Origin of the sequence: Paenibacillus sp. NPDC056579 (assembly GCF_042793215.1) — a bacterium.
Taxonomy (GTDB): domain Bacteria; phylum Bacillota; class Bacilli; order Paenibacillales; family NBRC-103111; genus Paenibacillus_S.
The window spans coordinates 156,961-174,346 of record NZ_JBHTVD010000014.1; the positions used below are offsets into that span (position 1 = coordinate 156,961).

The window sequence follows — 17,386 nt, forward strand, 5'->3', positions numbered from 1 at the left end:
AGAATTAGAGGCGATTCTTTGCATGGGGCGGCTTCTTAAATATCGCCCGAATGAGCTTATTATCGTTTCTAATATTCGGCTTTGCACCTTATTTGGCTTGTTTTAACATAAATAAGGAGTGAAGCTCACATGACACAACCATATATTAGAAACCATCAATATAACTTTATTAAACGCCACGTAGGGATTCTGGAGCAAGCTTGCCGAACGGCTGCCGACCCGAAAGTAGTGGAGTCCGTAAGATACAGCACCATAACCAAAATTATGGAGTTGTTCCCAGAGTTGACGGACGAACAGAAGCTAAGGTTCGAGGCAATAGAGGGATTGCAGACCGCGGAGCAGTTTCATAAGTATTTGAGCTCTCTGGAACCATATATGACTTCGTTTCCTCAGGTCACGGAGAAACAAATTACGAAGCTGTTTCCGAAGAACAAGAAGCTCAAGCTTCCCGATTTACATTCGATAGATAACCGGTACGCCACCTATCTTGGCTGGATCGATATTTCCACCAATAAATTGTTCATAGTCTATCCTTATCAGGGGCAGACGGTGGGGATCGAAGGCAAATTTTCGCCAACCAACAAGAAGGGCTATTGCTTCTTATGCAACCGCAGCAGTAACGTCACCTTATTTACAGCGACGACCAAATCGCGCCCGGCCAATGCTTCCCCCGACTATTACAAAGCAATAGGCAACTACTTGTGCATAGATAGTCACGAATGCAACCGCAACATTACGGATACTGCGAGCTTGGAAGCTTTTATACAAAATGTAATAGGCTAGCCGATCGATGACTGACTGACCGGCAAGGTCACATTTCGACATACTTCATGACTAAACCTAGAGGGGCTTCGGCTCCTCTTGTTTATTAGTTCCGTTTTGTACAGCCCCGGTCAGACACACTGGTAAAGGGACTCTCTCACGTTCATCTCGTTCACCTTAACTAAAAGGAGCTGAAGCTGTTGACGACCATTTACATAGTACGCCATTGCAAAGCCGAGGGACAGGCTGCCGATGCCCCGCTTACCGGGCTTGGGATGAATCAAGCTAGACAGCTCGTCGATTTCTTCTCGGATAAGCAAGTAGATTACATGGTTTCAAGCCCTTTTGTAAGGGCTTACCGAACGATTGCTCCTTTGGCGGAATCACTCGGCATGGACATGGTCTTGGATGACCGGTTACAGGAACGAATCCTTTCGGGTCACCATCATCCCGAATGGCGCGATATGCTACGCAGAACGTACGATGAACCGGATTTATGCTTCGAGGGCGGGGAATCCAGCAGAGCGGCCACGTCACGGATCGTCGGCGTAGTAACGGACATTCTGGCCGGGAAGTATGCCAATGCCGTTCTCGTCTCCCACGGCAACCTGATCTCGCTCCTACTGAACTATTACGACAGCCGCTTCGGCTTCAAGGAATGGGAAGCATTGTCCAATCCCGATGTATTTCAGCTTACTTTTGCACATGGTACCCCCGCCCTGACACGATTGTGGAAGGACTAGTCAAGCGTCTAGTCTAGTCCGACAGCTGAACCAGCTTGGTGAAATAGTCCAACCCTTCGGCGTCCACATCCTGCCTGCCGTAAGCATCCAAGAAAATATCGTGATACCGGTCTGTCTTTACATTGTACAGGAGCGTCCAGAGCCCCCAATACAAATCGTAATGCTTGTCGCCGATGCCTCCAAAGCCAACGTCAATAAATCCTTTGAAGGCGTACCGGTCCATAATGATATTAGGCAGGCAGTAGTCCCCGTGAATGATGACGTCGTCCTTGGGCTGATACCCGGACTCGAATAAGATGTCGGCGCTGTCCCTCTTCCGCTTGATGTCTTCGATCATTTCAGCCGTCCTGTCCGGGTACGGGCACCCCTTTGCAGGCAGCGTATGAAGCATCCGCAAAGATTCGCCGAATACGGCAGCGAGCTTAGCGGGGTTTTCCAAATGAACAGCTTCTGTTCCATCCTCGCCCGGGACCGCTTCCGTCAGCAAATAGTCGTTGGCCGAATCCGTCTCATAGGCAATCACCTTCGGTGCGATCTTATGGCCGTTCAAAAACCGCATCATCGCCGACTCCCGCTCCAGAGCGCCTTTCGCGCCGATCTTCAAGAACGTCCGCTCCGCGCCCATGGCCAGGTAGGTTCTTGCAAGCTCGGAGCAGCTGCTGTCATACATCACAGCGCCTTCAATATGCTGCCTTACCGCCGCAGGTACCGTATGGATATCGAAGGAAACCTCGGTTCGTTTCATAAGCTCACCCCACCATGACTTCTTTACCCAATTTTACCACAACCATGCCGGCGGATTGATGGAATAAATCGTTTCTAACCAATCTTGCTCGATTAGATACTCAAGTGAAATGATAAGATGGATGTGTTGACAAAACACGGCTCGCCAAGCTAAATTGAATTTATATTCATTATTTTGCATAAATATACTAATCATAGGCGGGTGACCTCATGCAACATCTGTTGTCTTTAAAAGAGCTGGATAAGCCTGCTCTTCTTTCCATTATTCAAAAAGGATTAGAGATAAAGAAGCATCCTGAGTCTTTTTACCATGCGTGTGAAAGAAAGGGCCTCCTGATGCTGTTTCAAAAAACATCGACCCGAACAAGCCTATCGTTTCAATCCGGTATGAATCAAATGGGAGGATACGCTGTCCCTATGGATTGGGATTCTAGTAATTTCAGCATTTCCCCGATTCAGTATGAAGCCCGTTATGCTTCCAGGAACTGCGATGTCATCATGGCGCGGCTAAAACATCACTCCGATCTGCTGGAATTGGCCAAATACTCCACTGTCCCGGTGATCAACGGATGCTGCGACAAATACCATCCGTGCCAGGCATTAGCCGATTTCATGACCATCTACGAAACAGCGGGAACTTTCTCGGGAATAACCGTTACTTATGTCGGAATTCATAACAATGTTGCCAACTCTTTGGTAGCAGGATGCGTCTCGCTGGGAATCAAGCTTCTGCTAGTCACCCCCATCGTTAACAGCCCGGCATGGGATGACGAGCTGATGCAGCTTGCTTATCAAAGCGGGCTTGTAGAAAACGCACACGAGCTGTCTCAAGCCGTTTCGAGATCTGATTTTGTCTATACGGATACATGGATCGACATGGAATTTTTCCGCGACCCTCGTTATGAAACAGAGCGAAATCGAAGAATCGAGCAGATGCTCCCTTATCAGTTGAACAGGAAGAATCTTAACGGATATTCCCCTTACATTATGCATGATATGCCTATACATCCCGGCTTTGAAATCGAAGAGGAGCTCGTTGAATCGGAGCGTTCGATAATATACCGGCAAGCAGAGAACCGGATGCACGTTCAAAAGTCACTGCTGCTGCATTTGCTCCAGCCTTAACAGCCCCTTGTCTATGCCATCCTCCCTCCTGAATCAGCCGTGTTGACTCAAGTGGATTTCATTCTCGGGTGGGATCCGCTTCTTCTGTTCTTATGACGTTGTCGGTCCGGGCAGCCGCAGTCCACTAGCATCCAGACTCCTTCCTCCTTACATGCATAAAAGCTCCGTTGACAGCAGCAATATTTTCCAGTAATATGTTATTAGATATTTGTTAAATTAGATAATGATTAAATTTATTGATTGTTATATTTAATTTGAAGGAGGTATTATTGTGCAGCTGGATAAAATCGTCCTCTACCATAAAGCGCTGGCCGACCCGACACGCATCAAAATGCTGGTCCTGCTTGCCGAAGGAGAGCTGAACGGCCAAATATTGGCCGAGAAATTATTCGTCACTCCCGCTACGATCACTCATCATGCCGCCAAGCTGCGGGAAGCCAGTTTAATTAACGAACGCAGGGATAAGAATACGATCTTTTTTTCCTTGAACCATTACTTTATCAAGAACAATTCCACCGCCACGTCCGATTTCATCTATCGGAAAGGCACTCCGGGAGGAATGGACATGCTGGACGAACAGCATAAGCTATTGGAGCATTCCGTTATCAAAAACTTTTTTACGGCCGACGGTGCCTTAAAGCATCTCCCTTCCCAGCTGAAAAAAAAATTGATCGTCCTCGAGCGTCTCGTCTCGCAGCTGGATAAAGGCAGGAAGTACACCGAGAAGGAGCTGAATGAATTCATCTCCGGCTTCCATGAAGACTACGCCACGATCCGCAGGGAATTCATTATGCACCAGTTTATGTACAGAGAAAACGAGGTTTATGAAGTGAATCCGGAGGAGCTTTGGGCGCGCTGGGAGTCGCTATCGTGACGGCCTCTCCTTGACATGATCCGGAACCGCTAAGTATACTGTTAGCGTATGACTCCAAATTACTTTTAACGAGGTGGAAAGGAATGCTAATTTTATCGACTGTTCTTCAACGGGTTTTGGCGTAAACGGGAGAAGTCTGCCCATTTTCAGCTATAAGCCAACCGAAGAGCAGTTAGATAAAGAACCTATTCCTTTCTTACAAATCGTATTTGTATGGGTAAGGCGTTTGTTCGCCTTGCCCATTTTTTGTGACGCCAGAATGCGGTGTGAACCGAATATGCCTTTATCTATGCGAGCTGCTGCGAGCTGCTGCGAACTACTGCAGCCTATTGCAATCCATTGCAGTCCAGCGGCGCTGTTAAGCTGTTCTCCCGGTTGGCTTTGAACCCTCAAAGCGCAAAAAGGAGAGAACGAATATGAGTATGTTACATGTTGAGCAAGTGACCCATTCTTACGGAGATAAAATCGTTTTTCATCAAATTGGCTTCCGGCTGGTTCGAGGCGAGCATGCAGGACTTGTCGGAAGCAACGGAGCCGGCAAATCAACGCTGCTGCGGATCTTGGCAGGAGAATTGATCCCTGATGCGGGACGAATCGATTGGCTGCCCCATATCCAAATCGGCTATTTGCAGCAGCATACCGACTTGGAGTCGGGCACTACGATTTTGCAATATTTGCAAACCGCCTTCGCCCATCTGTACGAGATCGAGCAAGCGATGATGGAGGCGGCGGAACGGATGGCGGCGGCCGACGGCAGGCTGGAGCACTGGCTGACCCGCTACGGCGAGCTGCAAAACCGGCTGGAGCTGGCCGGCTTTTATGGCTTGAATGCCAAAATCGAGCAGGTTGCGGCCGGATTAGGTCTTGCCGAGCTGGGGCTCGACAGAGATGTCGGACAGCTGAGCGGCGGGCAGCGCACGAAGCTGCTGCTAGGAAGACTGCTGCTGGAGGAGCCGGATGTGCTGCTGCTCGACGAGCCGACGAATTATTTGGACGACTCGCACATCGACTGGCTCATTGAGTATTTACAAAGCTACGAGCACGCTTATCTCGTAATCTCGCATGACGAACGGTTTCTGAATGTAATTACGTCTTCGATTTATCATCTGGAGCACCGGACTATCCAGCGGTACGCAGGGAATTATGCCAATTTCCTCAAGACTTATGAGCAGAACAAGGAGCAGCTGCACAACGCCTATATTCGGCAGCAAAAAGAGATCGACCGGCTGGAGAGCTTTATTCAAAAGAACAAAATCCGTAAAGCAAAGCAAGCGAAAAGCCGCGAGAAAGCACTGGATAAAATGGAACGGATCGAAAGACCGAATGCGGCGCCGCGGCCCCGCTTCTCGTTCTCCGTTCATGCCGAGCCCGTGACCCGCGTGATGGAGGCCAGCGGGCTAACGATCGGCTACCGTGAACCGCTGCTCGCCCCGATGGAGCTTCAAATCCGCCGCGGAGACAAAATCGCCGTCATCGGCTATAACGGCGTCGGCAAATCGACGCTGCTAAGAACGCTGCTCGGTTACTTGCAGCCGATAGACGGCGTCGTATTGTGGGGCGAGCGGGTTGCGAAGGCGTATTACGCGCAGGAGGAGCTGGCGCCGGAGGAGACGCCTTTGGAGCTGCTGCTGTCGTACCGTACGGACCTTACGCAGAAGGACATCCGCCAGGCGCTGGCGATGTCCGGTCTGACGGAGCAGCATATCCGGCAGCGTATCAGCTCCTTGAGCGGTGGCGAGCAGGCCAAGGTCCGGTTGTGCAGGCTGATGCTGACTGCCTGCAATGTACTCGTGCTCGACGAGCCGACGAATCATCTCGATGCTCGGGCCAAAGAAGCATTCAAGCAATCGCTGCAGCAGTATAAAGGGACGATTGTGCTCGTATCGCATGAGCCGGACTTCTATGCCGATTGGGTAACCCAGGTGTGGAATGTGCAGGATTGGAGCCGCAAATAACCGGTCCATCTCCCCCCTTCACTGTAACCACGAACGTGTCACAGGGGCCTCTACGGCTCCTTGACACGGTATTTCAACCTTGGATTACGAGCAAATGATATAATCGGTGCGATCTATGTTATAATGTCCAATGAGCAGTTAGACGCGGCAGACGTCTATCTTCAAACTGTACGGATGGATTCCGATAAAATCTCATAGTATGGACAACTACCCCCTAGTAACCCACGGGGGCTTTTACCTGCTCAGAAAGGGAGAGAACATAATGGACAAGCAGCTGAGCGCAAAAGAAGAGACAAAGCTGTCAAACGCCTTGGGACAGACCAAGGAACCGCGCAAAAAAACGGTAGAGAAAGAGACGGATAAGCGTTGGAGCGACATCAGCATCCCGTTTACGCTAGCCGAGTATTTCAACACCTTAACGAAAAACGAATTATCCGAGATTCGCGCCCAATGGGATATTAAAGGCATAAGCTCGTTGAAAAAGCAAGAGCTCGCCGCCGTTCTGGCCGAGAAAATTCCGGCCTTGCTGGCACTGCAGGTGCACCAGTGGGACGAAACGCGCTACAAAATATTCAAGCATTTGGCTGATCGCGGAGGACTGGCTATGATGCCGCTGGAGCTTCATCAGCTTGATTATTTTAAAAACAGAGGGCTGATTTACTCCGGCACGTACCAAGGGAAAAGAACGCTGGTCATTCCGAAGGAAATCATGGCAAGCTACAAACAGCTGGATTCCAGCCAAATTCAGGAGTCAGTACGGAGCAATACGGAGCTGATACAGCTTACGCAGGGCCTGCTGCACTACTACGGCGTTCTCAGTACCGATGAATGGTCGGCTATGATCGAGCGCCATACCGGCGTTAAGCCGCTGTATTACCAATCACACTCTGTCTTGATGGAAGCGGCTCATTTCCATTTGCAGCTGTATTTCACATCCAAAGGCTTGGCCTACGGGAAAGTGCGTGCCGCCGAACAGCTGCATGCCGAGCATGAAGCGCGCAAGGATCTGCCTTATTGCCCGTTTACCAAGGCGCAGCTGCTTCAGGCAGGAGAGCCGGATTTCGTCGACCGGAATCCAAGCTATCAGTCGTTCATTACCTTTTTGCGCAAAACCTTCACGATTTCGCCTGAAGAAGCGGATCATCTCGTGGAGCAATGCGTATACGGCATCCGGCTCGGGCACTCCCCGAACGACCTGTTCAAATTTTTGCAGAGCGTCCTGCAAATCAATGAACTGGATTTGGTCAAGTCTTTCATGAGCCACATAATCACGCTGCACAACAATACGAAGCAATGGTCTATCAAAGGCTATGCTCCAAGCGAGCTTTCCGCGAGCAAGAATGGCGAGACGGCGCCAAAAGCCGACGTAATCAATTTCTCTACTGGGAAAAAAGTTGGACGTAACGATCCTTGTCCATGCGGCAGCGGCAAAAAATTCAAGAAATGCTGCGGAATGTAGCTTCCGGATAAGTCAGTAAAATTTATATTTCCCCCAGCAAAAGCCATCTCTATCCATTACGGTAAGAGATGGCTTTTCTATGTTCACCCAGATGAACGTCATGACGGCCTCGCTCCGAAAACTGGGTTGATTTCCATATTAAGAATAATAAAACGAGCTTTGGCAAACCCTTAAACAAACGAAGACTCCACTCAAGAGGTATAAGCGATGTCGGTTTACTCATGGTTCAGGCGCAAAATCAAGACATCCCCCCGACAGGAACGGCAGCCGCAGCCCTCTACCCAACTGTTAGAGGAAGAAGCTTCCGTATCCGTTCATATAGAAGACAGGCTGAGCTGGCTTCAAAGCAAGCTGTACAACAATGCCGATATCGTGTACCGTACGTTTACGGCAGCCGCCGATCAGCCGTGCGCTCTGGTGTTTATTCGCGGCATGGTTAATCAGGAAACATTGCAGCAGGACGTGCTGAAGGCCGTCTTGTATATTTCTGCGTCCGATGGAGCTGACTTGCGGCGGCAGCTGTTTGACTACGGCCGTTTTCCCGTCACGTCGCTTCAAGTGGAAACCTCGATGCAGCAAGGGCTGCAGGCGATTTTGGACGGACACGCCCTGCTCCTTGTCGAAGGCGACGTCCGCATGCTGAATTTCCCCGTCACCTCCTACGAAAAACGGGCGATTGATGAAGCCCCTAACGAATCCGTCATTCGCGGCCCGAGAGAATCGTTCGTGGAATCCTTGCAAACGAATACGACGCTGATTCGCCGCAGAATCAAGACGGCGGAATTGAAGATGGAATTTCTGAAAATAGGGCGGCGGACGAAAACCGATGTCGTCGTCACCTATATAGAAGGAATATGCAAGCCCGAGCTTGTGCAGGAGCTGATGAAGCGGCTGTCGGAGATCGATATCGACGGAGTCATGGGCAGCAACTATTTGGAGGAGTTCATTGAGGATAACCCTTATTCGCCGTTTCCTCAGCTGCAGTATACGGAACGGCCCGACATCGTTGTCGCCTCGCTGCTGGAAGGCCGCATAGCCGTCGTAACGGACGGTACGCCGATCGTTCTGATTGCGCCGGTCACCTTCTTCATGCTGATGCAATCCGCCGAGGATTATTACCAGCGTTACATTTCGTCGACCTGGATTCGCTGGATCCGGTTTGTGTTTATTTTCATCTCGCTGCTGCTTCCGTCGACATATATTGCGGTTACTACCGTTCATCCCGAGATTATCCCGAAGCGGCTGCTTATTACCATCACCTCGTCCAGGGAGATCGTGCCCTTTCCGGCTCTGGTGGAAGCCTTCCTTATGGAGCTGGCGTTCGAGGCGCTGCGCGAAGCGGCTATCCGCATCCCTAAGTCCATAGGCCAAGCCGTGTCGATCATCGGCGCCTTGATCATCGGTACCGCTGCAGTCCAAGCGGGGATCGTATCGGCAGCCATGGTCATTATCGTCTCCTTGACGGGTATTGCTTCCTTCATAATCCCGCACTACGACCTAGGGCTTGCCTTCCGCCTGCTCCGTTTTCCCATTATGCTACTGGCGGGAATATTCGGGCTATTCGGCATTGCCTGCGGCTTAATCCTGGTCTATTTGCACCTGCTTTCGCTCCGTTCCTTCGGCACCCCGTATTTATCGCCGATTACGCCATTAGTTCCCGGCGATTTGAAGGATACGCTCGTTAGATCGCCCTGGTGGCTGATGAAGCGCAGGCCGTCCTTGCAAGGCCCGGGAACCCGGCGGCAAGGTCAGCAAACCCGCAGATGGGTGCGTGAAGAGGAGGAGGACGAGGATTGAGAACGAGGACCTTGATCAAGCGTATCGTGATTATCCTTGGAGCCTTCTCGATCCTTATTCCGTTGACCGGCTGCTGGTCTACCGTTGAATTGAACGACCGCGCCTTTGCACGGCTGCTCATTTTCGATAAAGGCAAGAAAGGCATCGAGCTGACCGTCGGGTTTCCGCTGCCTAACCGGATGATCCCCGGCATGACCAGCGGAGGCCAGCAAAAAGGAGCCCCCTATACGTTTGTTTCCAAGGAAGGCATCGATGTGGAGCAGGCTCTTCGCAACATCCAGATTGATTTGTCGCGTAAAATCACATTAGGGCAAACCAGTGTCGTGATTATTGGGAAAGAGCTGGCCCAGGAGGGAATTGGACAAGTGCTGCAGTTTCTGGCCAGAGAACCGCGGATCCATATTAACGCCAGCATGTTTGTAACCGAAGGGCAAGGGAAAGAGCTCTCTCGCATCCCCGTGGTCTTCGAACGGTTTCCTATTGATATATTGACCGCCTATGTTCGGCAGCATGAAACCATTAATACTACCGTAAAGGACTTTCTGATGGCTGATGTCACCGGCGGCGGAGACATGGTATTGCCGCTGCTCTCGTTTACCCCGAAAGCCATTCAAAGCGAGCCGGGCAAAATACAAGATTGGATGGGAGTCGGCGGAGCCGCGATTTTCCGTCAGACCAAACTGGCGGCAACCGTCGGCGTAAAGGGCATGCGGGGGGCCTTATGGGTATTGGGGCAGCTGGAAAATGCGGAAATGACGGTAGCCTCCCCTTCGAATGAAGGCACAGTTAGCTTTTATGTCGAGCACAGCTTTACCAAAATCAAGCCTTACCTCCAAAACGATCAAGTCCATATCGGAATTGAATGCAGCGGAGTGGCCAGAATCTTGGCCTCGAATACGGATTTGAACGTGGAAGACCCCAGTCAATTAAACATTCTCGAGGGCCTTCTCGAAGCGGCGGTTCAAAAGCGAATCATGGATATGATTAATAAGACCATCGAAATGAAGGCGGATGCTTTTCAGTTCGGCCAGCACGTTTCGTGGCGTTACCCGAAGCATTGGCAAGCAATGAAGTCCCGTTGGATCGAGCTCTATGGGGACAAGCAGGTTCCTGTCAACGTCAATGCCGACATCCATATCAAATACCTGGGAACCCAGCAGCAGACCAACTGGATCGGAGGGAACTAAATGACGGTCATGGCGGTCATTTTGTACGGACTCATCGCATGCTACGAATGGCGGTATTTGCGTTCCAAACGGCGCAAGCAAAGAACGATCCTTATCGTACTGGGCTATACGGCGTTTTGTTTGCTTTGTCTTGAAGTGCTCTACTTTATCAGGGAACAATGGACAATCACCGACGGGATCCAGGCCGTCTTCAGCCCCGTTCAGCAATGGATAAAAATAGGTCCCTGAAAGGAGGCGGCCGTAGTGAGGCAAATCACTCAATTACAGCTGTACATGATGTTTTCCATCTATTTATTTACAAGCACACTCGGGTTGTACGCCAATTACGTCGTCAAGTCGTCTCTCTACATGACCTGGATCAGCATTATTCTGGGAGGATGCCTGTCCCTGGTGATCAGCTGTATGTCGATTCGTCTCGCCCGCAGACGCCCGGATCAATACTTTGGCGATTATGGCAAAACGATTGTAGGCAAATGGGTGCATTATCCGCTGTTGATTTTTCTGATCGTCGGCTTGATGTTCACCACAGGCTTTATTATGCATGACTTGGAGGATTTCATCATTCAAGTGTACTTGCCGGGGACGCCGAATTGGGCGATCGGAGCCTTGTTCAGCTTATGCTTCGTTGCCGCCGTCCGCTGCGGAATCGAGACGATTTTCCGAAGCGCTCAGGGCATCTTTTTCATCAGCGTTCTGGGCGTACTCATCACTCCTTTTTTCGTCAAGGAAGAAATGAACACGGAAATGCTGCTAGCTCTGGTGAACCGGTTTGATTTTCGGCAGACATGGAACGGCATGTGGGCCAACGCTTCTCTTTTTGGAGAAACGGCTTTTCTGCTGTACATTTTTCCTAAAATCTCGAATTTCGAAAAGACCATGAAAACGGTCATATGGGCCACCTTTTCGGCCGCTCTCATCATATTGACCAACATCGTTCCGGCCATACTCATCTTCGGCCCCGAGCTCATGAGCTACCTCTCCTATCCCGAGCTGGAGCTGATCCGGTATATTCATGCCAGCGCTTTCTTCGAAAATTTGGATCCCGTTCTTATCGCCCTGTGGATCACCGGCCTGTTCATAAAAATCAGCTTCCTGTTCTATCTTGTCATCATCAACCTGTCGCATCTGTTTTCGCTAAAAGACCATAGGCCCTTAACGCTCTCTACTGTTCTGCTCGTCACCTGCGTCTCCCTGTTTATAGTAGAATCTACCGCCGAAACCAATCAGGTGATCATAAGCAGTCTGATCGCACTTGTCATTACCCTAGAGCTGATTCCCGTATTGTATCTGCTCGTCGATCGAATTCGCTCGGGACGAAAAAAAGCTCACCCGCAGGCCGACGAAGGGCGCGGATAAGCTTAGGTTACTGCAGGCTAGACTGCTATTGCGGTGAATCCGAGGTCCTGCGGCTTACCAGAAGCCGCCGTAAAATCCGCCGTATGGATAACCGAAGCCGCCGCCATATCCATAACCGCCGTAGGCATAAGGGGCCGTTCCGATAGCCAGCAAGTCAAACAAAACAAGAGGTACTATTGCCGACGTTTTGACTTGTTTGCCTTTTTGCGGCGCAAGGACAAGCTGGTTGCCGCTTACACGAACAAGCTTTCCGCTGACTTGAGTACCGTCTTTTTTCATTGCGTAAATCGTTTTTCCGATCAACTTCTGGACGTCCTTTTTAAGAACTGACTTCTGCACGGTATGTCCACCTCCATCAATATAAGCGCAGGACAAATGTCCTGATTCATTGAACTACGCTATATAGTACGGAGGGAGACAAACGATTGCTTGTTCAGTTGTCCCTACTCGGCCAAATATAGAAGATTAGCCCGGTTACTCTCGCTATGCTTTGCGTAACCGCCCGAGCTCCGAAGTAATCGCTTCGATTTCGCTGATACTGAAGTTCGACTTGCTGGCTACCATTTCATAAATGTCCCGCAAATCCTCATATTGCTCGTCATTCAGCACCGTAGCCTTCAATGCGGCTCCTGTAGCCATGCGAAGCTTCTTTTTGATTTCCTCGATCATAAACTCCGTATTTTCCAACGAATTCTGAGATAAGTTCATCCGTGTCCCTGTCCTTTCCGCAGCAAGAGGCTCAACAGCCGTCCGACCGAAGGACGCGCGTCCCCGGCGCACCTCCTGCGCCACATGTTATCCGGCTGGCTTATCTCATTGTACCACGATTCGGACAACTTCGCGCACAAGCCTTTCATGCAGCTCAGCTCCTATGCCGACGGTCCAGACGTATTGAGCCAGCGGGTTCCGACAGACCGGCCGCCTTGCTGTACATCAACATGTGTCCGTGACGGATCATGAGGAAGCAGTCTGTACTGCCATTCCAAGCGCTTACAAAGCTACGTGAACAAGCTGTGGCGATTGCTGAGGAACCGGCTGGGCAGCAGACGCAGGCGTCAAGCCGCTGCACAAATATTTGACATGCTGCTCCGCCAGCTTCTTCACGTCGGCAAAGCTTTGACGGTAGCGGATATTGTACGAGATAAAGCCGTGCATGGACATGAACAAGCTCCAAGGCATGCTGTACATCATCTGCTCGTTCCCCGGGTGGCGGGCAATAACGGAACGGATGACCGTCGCAAACAGCTCGAGGCATTGCGCCTGCTCGGTTCTTGCGTACAGCTGCAGATCGGAATCGTTAATCATGAACATAATTTCATAATGGTATGGATTCTCCAAGCCGAATCGAATAAACTCCAGCATCAGCCTCTCCAGCTGACCGAGGTCTCCCATCCGGGTACGGCTTAGCATCTCCTTCTGTCTGTCCAGCAGCATTTGAAAGTCTTGATTGACTAAAGCATAAAACAGCTCCGCTTTTTCTTTAAAATGATAATACAACGCGCCATGGCTGTAACCCATTGCCTTTGCAATACTGCGCATTGTTAAAGTATGATAACCGTGTTCAGCGAACAGCTGCCTCGCTTCCTCCAGTATCCGTTCGCGGCTCAGTTCCTGTGCCACTGCTTTTCTGGCCAATGCGATTCAACTCGCTTTCCTATTGGAATAAGTCTTTCTTACTTCAATAGTTTATCACTTTCATGCAGCAAAGCAAGAGAAAATATCATTTTAGCCATAGAAAAAACAGTAAACAGCCATAAGTGTAAATTATGGCTGTTCCGTATGCTCAATATATCGTTCGGCTCCCGGAAGGATGATGCCCTGTCCCTGGGTCACGTCCGTCATCCAGGCGATGAACGAGTCCGCTTCCTCCGCCAAGGGAAGACAGGTCAGCGTCACCTTGTCGGTAAACAACGTTTCCCCCATCAGCATGTTCCGGTTGCGCAGCTCGTTGTCCACTTTGCCGTGCCACGTATAATCAATCTCGATCATGACTTCCTTATGGAGCACCTGGTACACAGGAACGGCCGCGGCCAAGCCCGCTACGGCTCCGTCCGTATAAGCCCGGATCAATCCGCCCGCTCCCAGCATAATGCCGCCGAAATAACGCGTGACGACCACGGCTACGTTCTTGAGCCCCTGGTTCTTGATGACCTCCAGAATCGGCTTACCGGCCGTGCCGCTAGGCTCCCCGTCATCGGACTGCTTCTGGATTTCATCCCGCTCCCCGATCATATAGGCCGAGCAGTTGTGCGTCGCCGACCAATGCTCCTTCTTGATGCTCTCAATGAATTGGATCGCTTCTTCCTCTGTCGCTACCGGCTTGGCATGACCGATAAAACGGGACTTCTTGATCACAATTTCGTCGATGCCGAATTGCTTGACCGTCTTGTACCGGTTCAGCATTCCGAAGCCCCCTTTGTTCATTATTGCTGCTGCTTGCGCTCTCATCCGTGCTTGCTGAGCACTCTACCCGCAAAGCTCGGGAAGGAAAAAAGCAGCACACCCGTGGGGTGAACCGCTTTTTCCGAGGCTATTACTTCGACAGCCTTGCTTCCAGCTCGGCTTTTTCCTTCTCATAGCCTGGTTTGCCCAGCAATGCGAACATGTTCTTCTTATATGCTTCAACGCCCGGCTGATCGAACGGATTGACGCCCAGCAAATAGCCGCTGATGCCGCATGCTTTTTCGAAGAAGTATACCATGTAGCCGAATGTATAAGCGCTCATATCCGGCAGCGTGACGATCAGGTTCGGTACTCCGCCGTCGGTATGCGCCAGCATCGTACCCTCGAACGCTTTTTTGTTGACGAAATCCATCGTCTTGCCGCTCAGGAAGTTGAGCCCGTCCAAATCGTCGGCATCCGTTCCGATCGTAATGTGATCAGCTACATCGGCTACCTGGATCACGGTTTCGAACAAGGTGCGGTTGCCTTCCTGAATGAATTGCCCCATCGAGTGAAGATCCGTAGAGAAGTCAACCGACGCCGGGTAAATCCCTTTGTTGTCCTTCCCTTCGCTCTCCCCGAACAACTGCTTCCACCACTCCGATACGAAGTGCAGCGAAGGCTCGTAGTTTACGAGAATTTCCGTCGTCTTGCCTTTGCGATACAGTGCGTTCCGCACCGCTGCATATTGGTAGCTCAGGTTTTCCGCCAGGTTCGGGCTCGAGAAGTCCTCACTCGCATCCGCTGCGCCTTTCATCATCGCTTCAATGTCGATGCCTGCCGTCGCGATCGGCAGCAGCCCTACCGCTGTCAGCACGGAATAGCGGCCGCCTACGTCGTCAGGAATGATGAAGGACTCGTAGCCTTCTTCCGTCGCCAGCTTTTTCAATGCGCCTTTGGAGCTGTCTGTCGTCGCATAAATCCGCTTGCGCGCCGCTTCCTTGCCGTACTTCTTCTCCAGCAGCTCACGGAAAATACGGAACGCAATCGCAGGCTCCGTCGTTGTGCCCGACTTGGAAATAACGTTGACTGAAATATCTTTGCCTTCAAGCAGCTGCAGCAAATGGGTTACATAGGTGGAGCTGATGTTGTTGCCCACGAAGTACACTTCCGGCGTCTTGCGCTGGCCTTTAGGCATCAGGTTGTAGAACGAATGGGACAGCATCTCGAGAGCGGCGCGCGCGCCCAAGTAAGATCCGCCGATTCCGATGACGACCAGCGCGTCCGAATCGGATTGAATTTGTTTGGCCGCTTGTTGAATGCGGGCGAATTCCTCTTTATCGTAATTGACCGGAAGGTCGATCCATCCAAGGTAATCGGAGCCTGCACCGGTTTTGTTATGTAATTGCTCGTGCGCGAGCCGGATCGGCCCAGCAAGGTAATCTACTTCATGCTGTTGAATGAATGGCAATGCTTTGCTGTAGTCAAAACTCAGTTTGGCGCTCATTTCTCATCCTCCTATAATTTCGCTTTCCAATCTGTTTAGTATGTTAAACCTTACTGTGCTTTCACTAGAATACTTTACTTTCCAGCGGAAAAGCAAGTGCGTCATTCACAGCCATTTAGCGAAGTGCTACAATAAAGGCAGAGGTGATTCGATGAAAAGGATAGCTGTTATCGGATTGGGGACGATGGGTAAGCCCATGGCCGCCAATTTGTTGAAATCTGGCTTTGAAGTTGTCGTTTACAACCGCAGCGCCGAAAAATCGGCCGAGCTGGTAAGCATGGGGGCACGGGCCGCATCGACTCCTGCCGAAGCCGCTCAAGATGTGGACGTTATCATTACGATGCTGAGCAACGACGCGGTCGTCCTGGAAGCCGTTCTCGGCGACAACGGGGTGGTGCACGGAGTCCGTGCCGGACAAACCGTCATCGACTGCAGCACCGTGTCGCCCGACACGAGCAAGCGGATCGGCAGCGAGCTGCTGGGACGAGCCGTCGATTTCCTCGATGCTCCGGTTACCGGCAGCAAGCCTGCCGCTGATGCCGGAACGCTCGTCTTTATGATCGGCGGCGAGGAAGCCGTTCTGGACCGCAACCGCCCCGTATTTGAAGCCATGGGCAGCAAAATCCTTTACATGGGCCCTACGGGCTCGGGCTCATATGCCAAGCTCGCCCATAATACAATGGTGGGCATTAACGCTCTTGGCTTGGTCGAAGGCCTGTCGATCGTAACCAAAGCCGGGCTTGACGCCGAGCAGTTTCTGCAGATCGTTCTGGCCGGCAGTGCCAACAGTAAGCAAGCGGAGCTCAAGGGCGGCAAAATCGTGGGCCGCGATTTCTCCAATCAGTTCTCGCTGCAGCTTATGCTGAAGGACCTGCTGCTCGCAAGCGACGTGACCAACCGGTTCCAAATGCCTTCTCCGATGCTGAAGGCGGCCTCCGGCGTTTTCCAAATGGGCTTGAGCAAGGGACTCGGGGAGCTCGATTTGTGCGCTGTCGCCCAATGCTACGAAGACTGGATGAACCTGCAAATCGGCAAATCCGCCGTATCGGAGGAACGCCGAAGAGCAAGCCGGATCCAGCTGAATATCCCGCTTCACTTATCCGTTCACCAGTGGGAGCAGGAAGGCGCCTTTATGGGGCAGACGATTCAGGGAACGCTGTATGATTTGTCTGAAAACGGCCTGCAAATCATATCGGAATTCCCGCTCGCGCAGGACATGTTCGTCGTGATCCATTTCCCGCAGGAAGCGAGTCTGCCTCCGGTTACGGGAAGAGTGATCCGGGTCGAGAGCGACAACAACGGAACCTTCCGCTACGGCTGTCTGTTGTCGGGACTGGCTCCCTTCGACCGTCTGCAGCTGGAAGCCTATATTTCAAACCATCAATAATTCATCCAATCAATAATTTGCAGTGCGAAATAAAATACCCTGCCGTGCAGCATTGGCTGCTTGTCGGCAGGGTATTTTTGTAGGTCCCCTCGAGTCGAGGGCATCAAG

General features: G+C 51.2%; 17 protein-coding genes. 11 read left to right on the forward strand and 6 right to left on the reverse strand.

What is annotated here, in order from left to right; genetic code table 11:
- Positions 1 to 129: 129 nt before the first annotated feature.
- Together ACFQ88_RS34770 and ACFQ88_RS34775 are read left to right on the forward strand one after the other, a co-directional pair.
- Positions 130 to 783 (forward strand): FusB/FusC family EF-G-binding protein, encoded by a 654-nt coding sequence (locus ACFQ88_RS34770; RefSeq protein ID WP_239629997.1) that lies wholly within the window; start codon positions 130 to 132, stop codon positions 781 to 783.
- A 179-nt stretch (positions 784 to 962) separates the two neighbouring features.
- On the forward strand, positions 963 to 1,505 hold the full coding sequence (locus tag ACFQ88_RS34775) for a histidine phosphatase family protein (RefSeq protein ID WP_379461907.1): 543 nt from the start codon (positions 963 to 965) through the stop codon (positions 1,503 to 1,505).
- Between the two features lie 13 nt (positions 1,506 to 1,518).
- On the opposite strand, the gene ACFQ88_RS34780 is transcribed toward ACFQ88_RS34775, so the two are convergent.
- Positions 1,519 to 2,250, reverse strand: coding sequence for an aminoglycoside 3'-phosphotransferase (locus ACFQ88_RS34780; protein WP_379461909.1), 732 nt, complete (start codon positions 2,248 to 2,250; stop codon positions 1,519 to 1,521).
- A 209-nt stretch (positions 2,251 to 2,459) separates the two neighbouring features.
- Between ACFQ88_RS34780 and ACFQ88_RS34785 the strand changes: the two genes are divergently transcribed.
- The 8 genes from ACFQ88_RS34785 to ACFQ88_RS34820 all read left to right on the forward strand — a co-directional run bounded on the left by ACFQ88_RS34785 (position 2,460) and on the right by ACFQ88_RS34820 (position 12,002).
- Complete coding sequence (locus ACFQ88_RS34785) at positions 2,460 to 3,374, forward strand: Rossmann-fold NAD(P)-binding domain-containing protein (protein ID WP_379461911.1); 915 nt, start codon at positions 2,460 to 2,462, stop codon at positions 3,372 to 3,374.
- Positions 3,375 to 3,645: 271 nt separating this feature from the next.
- Positions 3,646 to 4,248 (forward strand): DUF2087 domain-containing protein, encoded by a 603-nt coding sequence (locus tag ACFQ88_RS34790; protein WP_239630001.1) that lies wholly within the window; start codon positions 3,646 to 3,648, stop codon positions 4,246 to 4,248.
- A gap of 416 nt (positions 4,249 to 4,664) precedes the next feature.
- Positions 4,665 to 6,203 carry an ABC-F family ATP-binding cassette domain-containing protein gene (locus ACFQ88_RS34795; protein WP_379461914.1) on the forward strand — a complete coding sequence of 513 codons (1,539 nt, stop codon included), beginning with the start codon at positions 4,665 to 4,667 and terminating at the stop codon, positions 6,201 to 6,203.
- 262 nt (positions 6,204 to 6,465) lie between these two features.
- Positions 6,466 to 7,662, forward strand: coding sequence for a YecA family protein (locus ACFQ88_RS34800; protein ID WP_379461916.1), 1,197 nt, complete (start codon positions 6,466 to 6,468; stop codon positions 7,660 to 7,662).
- Positions 7,663 to 7,869: 207 nt separating this feature from the next.
- Positions 7,870 to 9,459: a spore germination protein gene (locus ACFQ88_RS34805; protein WP_379461918.1), complete on the forward strand. Its 1,590-nt coding sequence runs from the start codon at positions 7,870 to 7,872 to the stop codon at positions 9,457 to 9,459.
- Positions 9,456 to 10,646, forward strand: a complete 1,191-nt coding sequence (locus ACFQ88_RS34810; protein WP_379461920.1) for a Ger(x)C family spore germination protein — start codon at positions 9,456 to 9,458, stop codon at positions 10,644 to 10,646. The genes ACFQ88_RS34805 and ACFQ88_RS34810 overlap by 4 nt, the downstream gene beginning before the upstream one ends.
- Positions 10,647 to 10,874 carry a hypothetical protein gene (locus tag ACFQ88_RS34815; RefSeq protein WP_379461922.1) on the forward strand — a complete coding sequence of 76 codons (228 nt, stop codon included), beginning with the start codon at positions 10,647 to 10,649 and terminating at the stop codon, positions 10,872 to 10,874. It begins immediately after the preceding gene.
- 15 nt (positions 10,875 to 10,889) lie between these two features.
- Positions 10,890 to 12,002 (forward strand): GerAB/ArcD/ProY family transporter, encoded by a 1,113-nt coding sequence (locus ACFQ88_RS34820; protein ID WP_379461924.1) that lies wholly within the window; start codon positions 10,890 to 10,892, stop codon positions 12,000 to 12,002.
- 54 nt (positions 12,003 to 12,056) lie between these two features.
- On the opposite strand, the gene ACFQ88_RS34825 is transcribed toward ACFQ88_RS34820, so the two are convergent.
- The 5 genes from ACFQ88_RS34825 to ACFQ88_RS34845 all read right to left on the reverse strand — a co-directional run bounded on the left by ACFQ88_RS34825 (position 12,057) and on the right by ACFQ88_RS34845 (position 15,891).
- On the reverse strand, positions 12,057 to 12,341 hold the full coding sequence (locus tag ACFQ88_RS34825; protein WP_379461926.1) for a hypothetical protein: 285 nt from the start codon (positions 12,339 to 12,341) through the stop codon (positions 12,057 to 12,059).
- A gap of 144 nt (positions 12,342 to 12,485) precedes the next feature.
- Complete coding sequence (locus tag ACFQ88_RS34830; protein ID WP_379461928.1) at positions 12,486 to 12,710, reverse strand: DUF1128 domain-containing protein; 225 nt, start codon at positions 12,708 to 12,710, stop codon at positions 12,486 to 12,488.
- A 282-nt stretch (positions 12,711 to 12,992) separates the two neighbouring features.
- Positions 12,993 to 13,637 carry a TetR/AcrR family transcriptional regulator gene (locus ACFQ88_RS34835; protein ID WP_239630010.1) on the reverse strand — a complete coding sequence of 215 codons (645 nt, stop codon included), beginning with the start codon at positions 13,635 to 13,637 and terminating at the stop codon, positions 12,993 to 12,995.
- Positions 13,638 to 13,766: 129 nt separating this feature from the next.
- Positions 13,767 to 14,405: a YigZ family protein gene (locus ACFQ88_RS34840; protein WP_239635583.1), complete on the reverse strand. Its 639-nt coding sequence runs from the start codon at positions 14,403 to 14,405 to the stop codon at positions 13,767 to 13,769.
- A 130-nt stretch (positions 14,406 to 14,535) separates the two neighbouring features.
- The gene (locus ACFQ88_RS34845; RefSeq protein ID WP_379461931.1) at positions 14,536 to 15,891 is read right to left on the reverse strand and encodes a glucose-6-phosphate isomerase; all 1,356 of its coding nucleotides are present in this window, start codon (positions 15,889 to 15,891) and stop codon (positions 14,536 to 14,538) included.
- 40 nt (positions 15,892 to 15,931) lie between these two features.
- Between ACFQ88_RS34845 and ACFQ88_RS34850 the strand changes: the two genes are divergently transcribed.
- On the forward strand, positions 15,932 to 17,278 hold the full coding sequence (locus ACFQ88_RS34850; RefSeq protein WP_379461933.1) for an NAD(P)-binding domain-containing protein: 1,347 nt from the start codon (positions 15,932 to 15,934) through the stop codon (positions 17,276 to 17,278).
- The last annotated feature ends 108 nt before the right edge of the window (positions 17,279 to 17,386 follow it).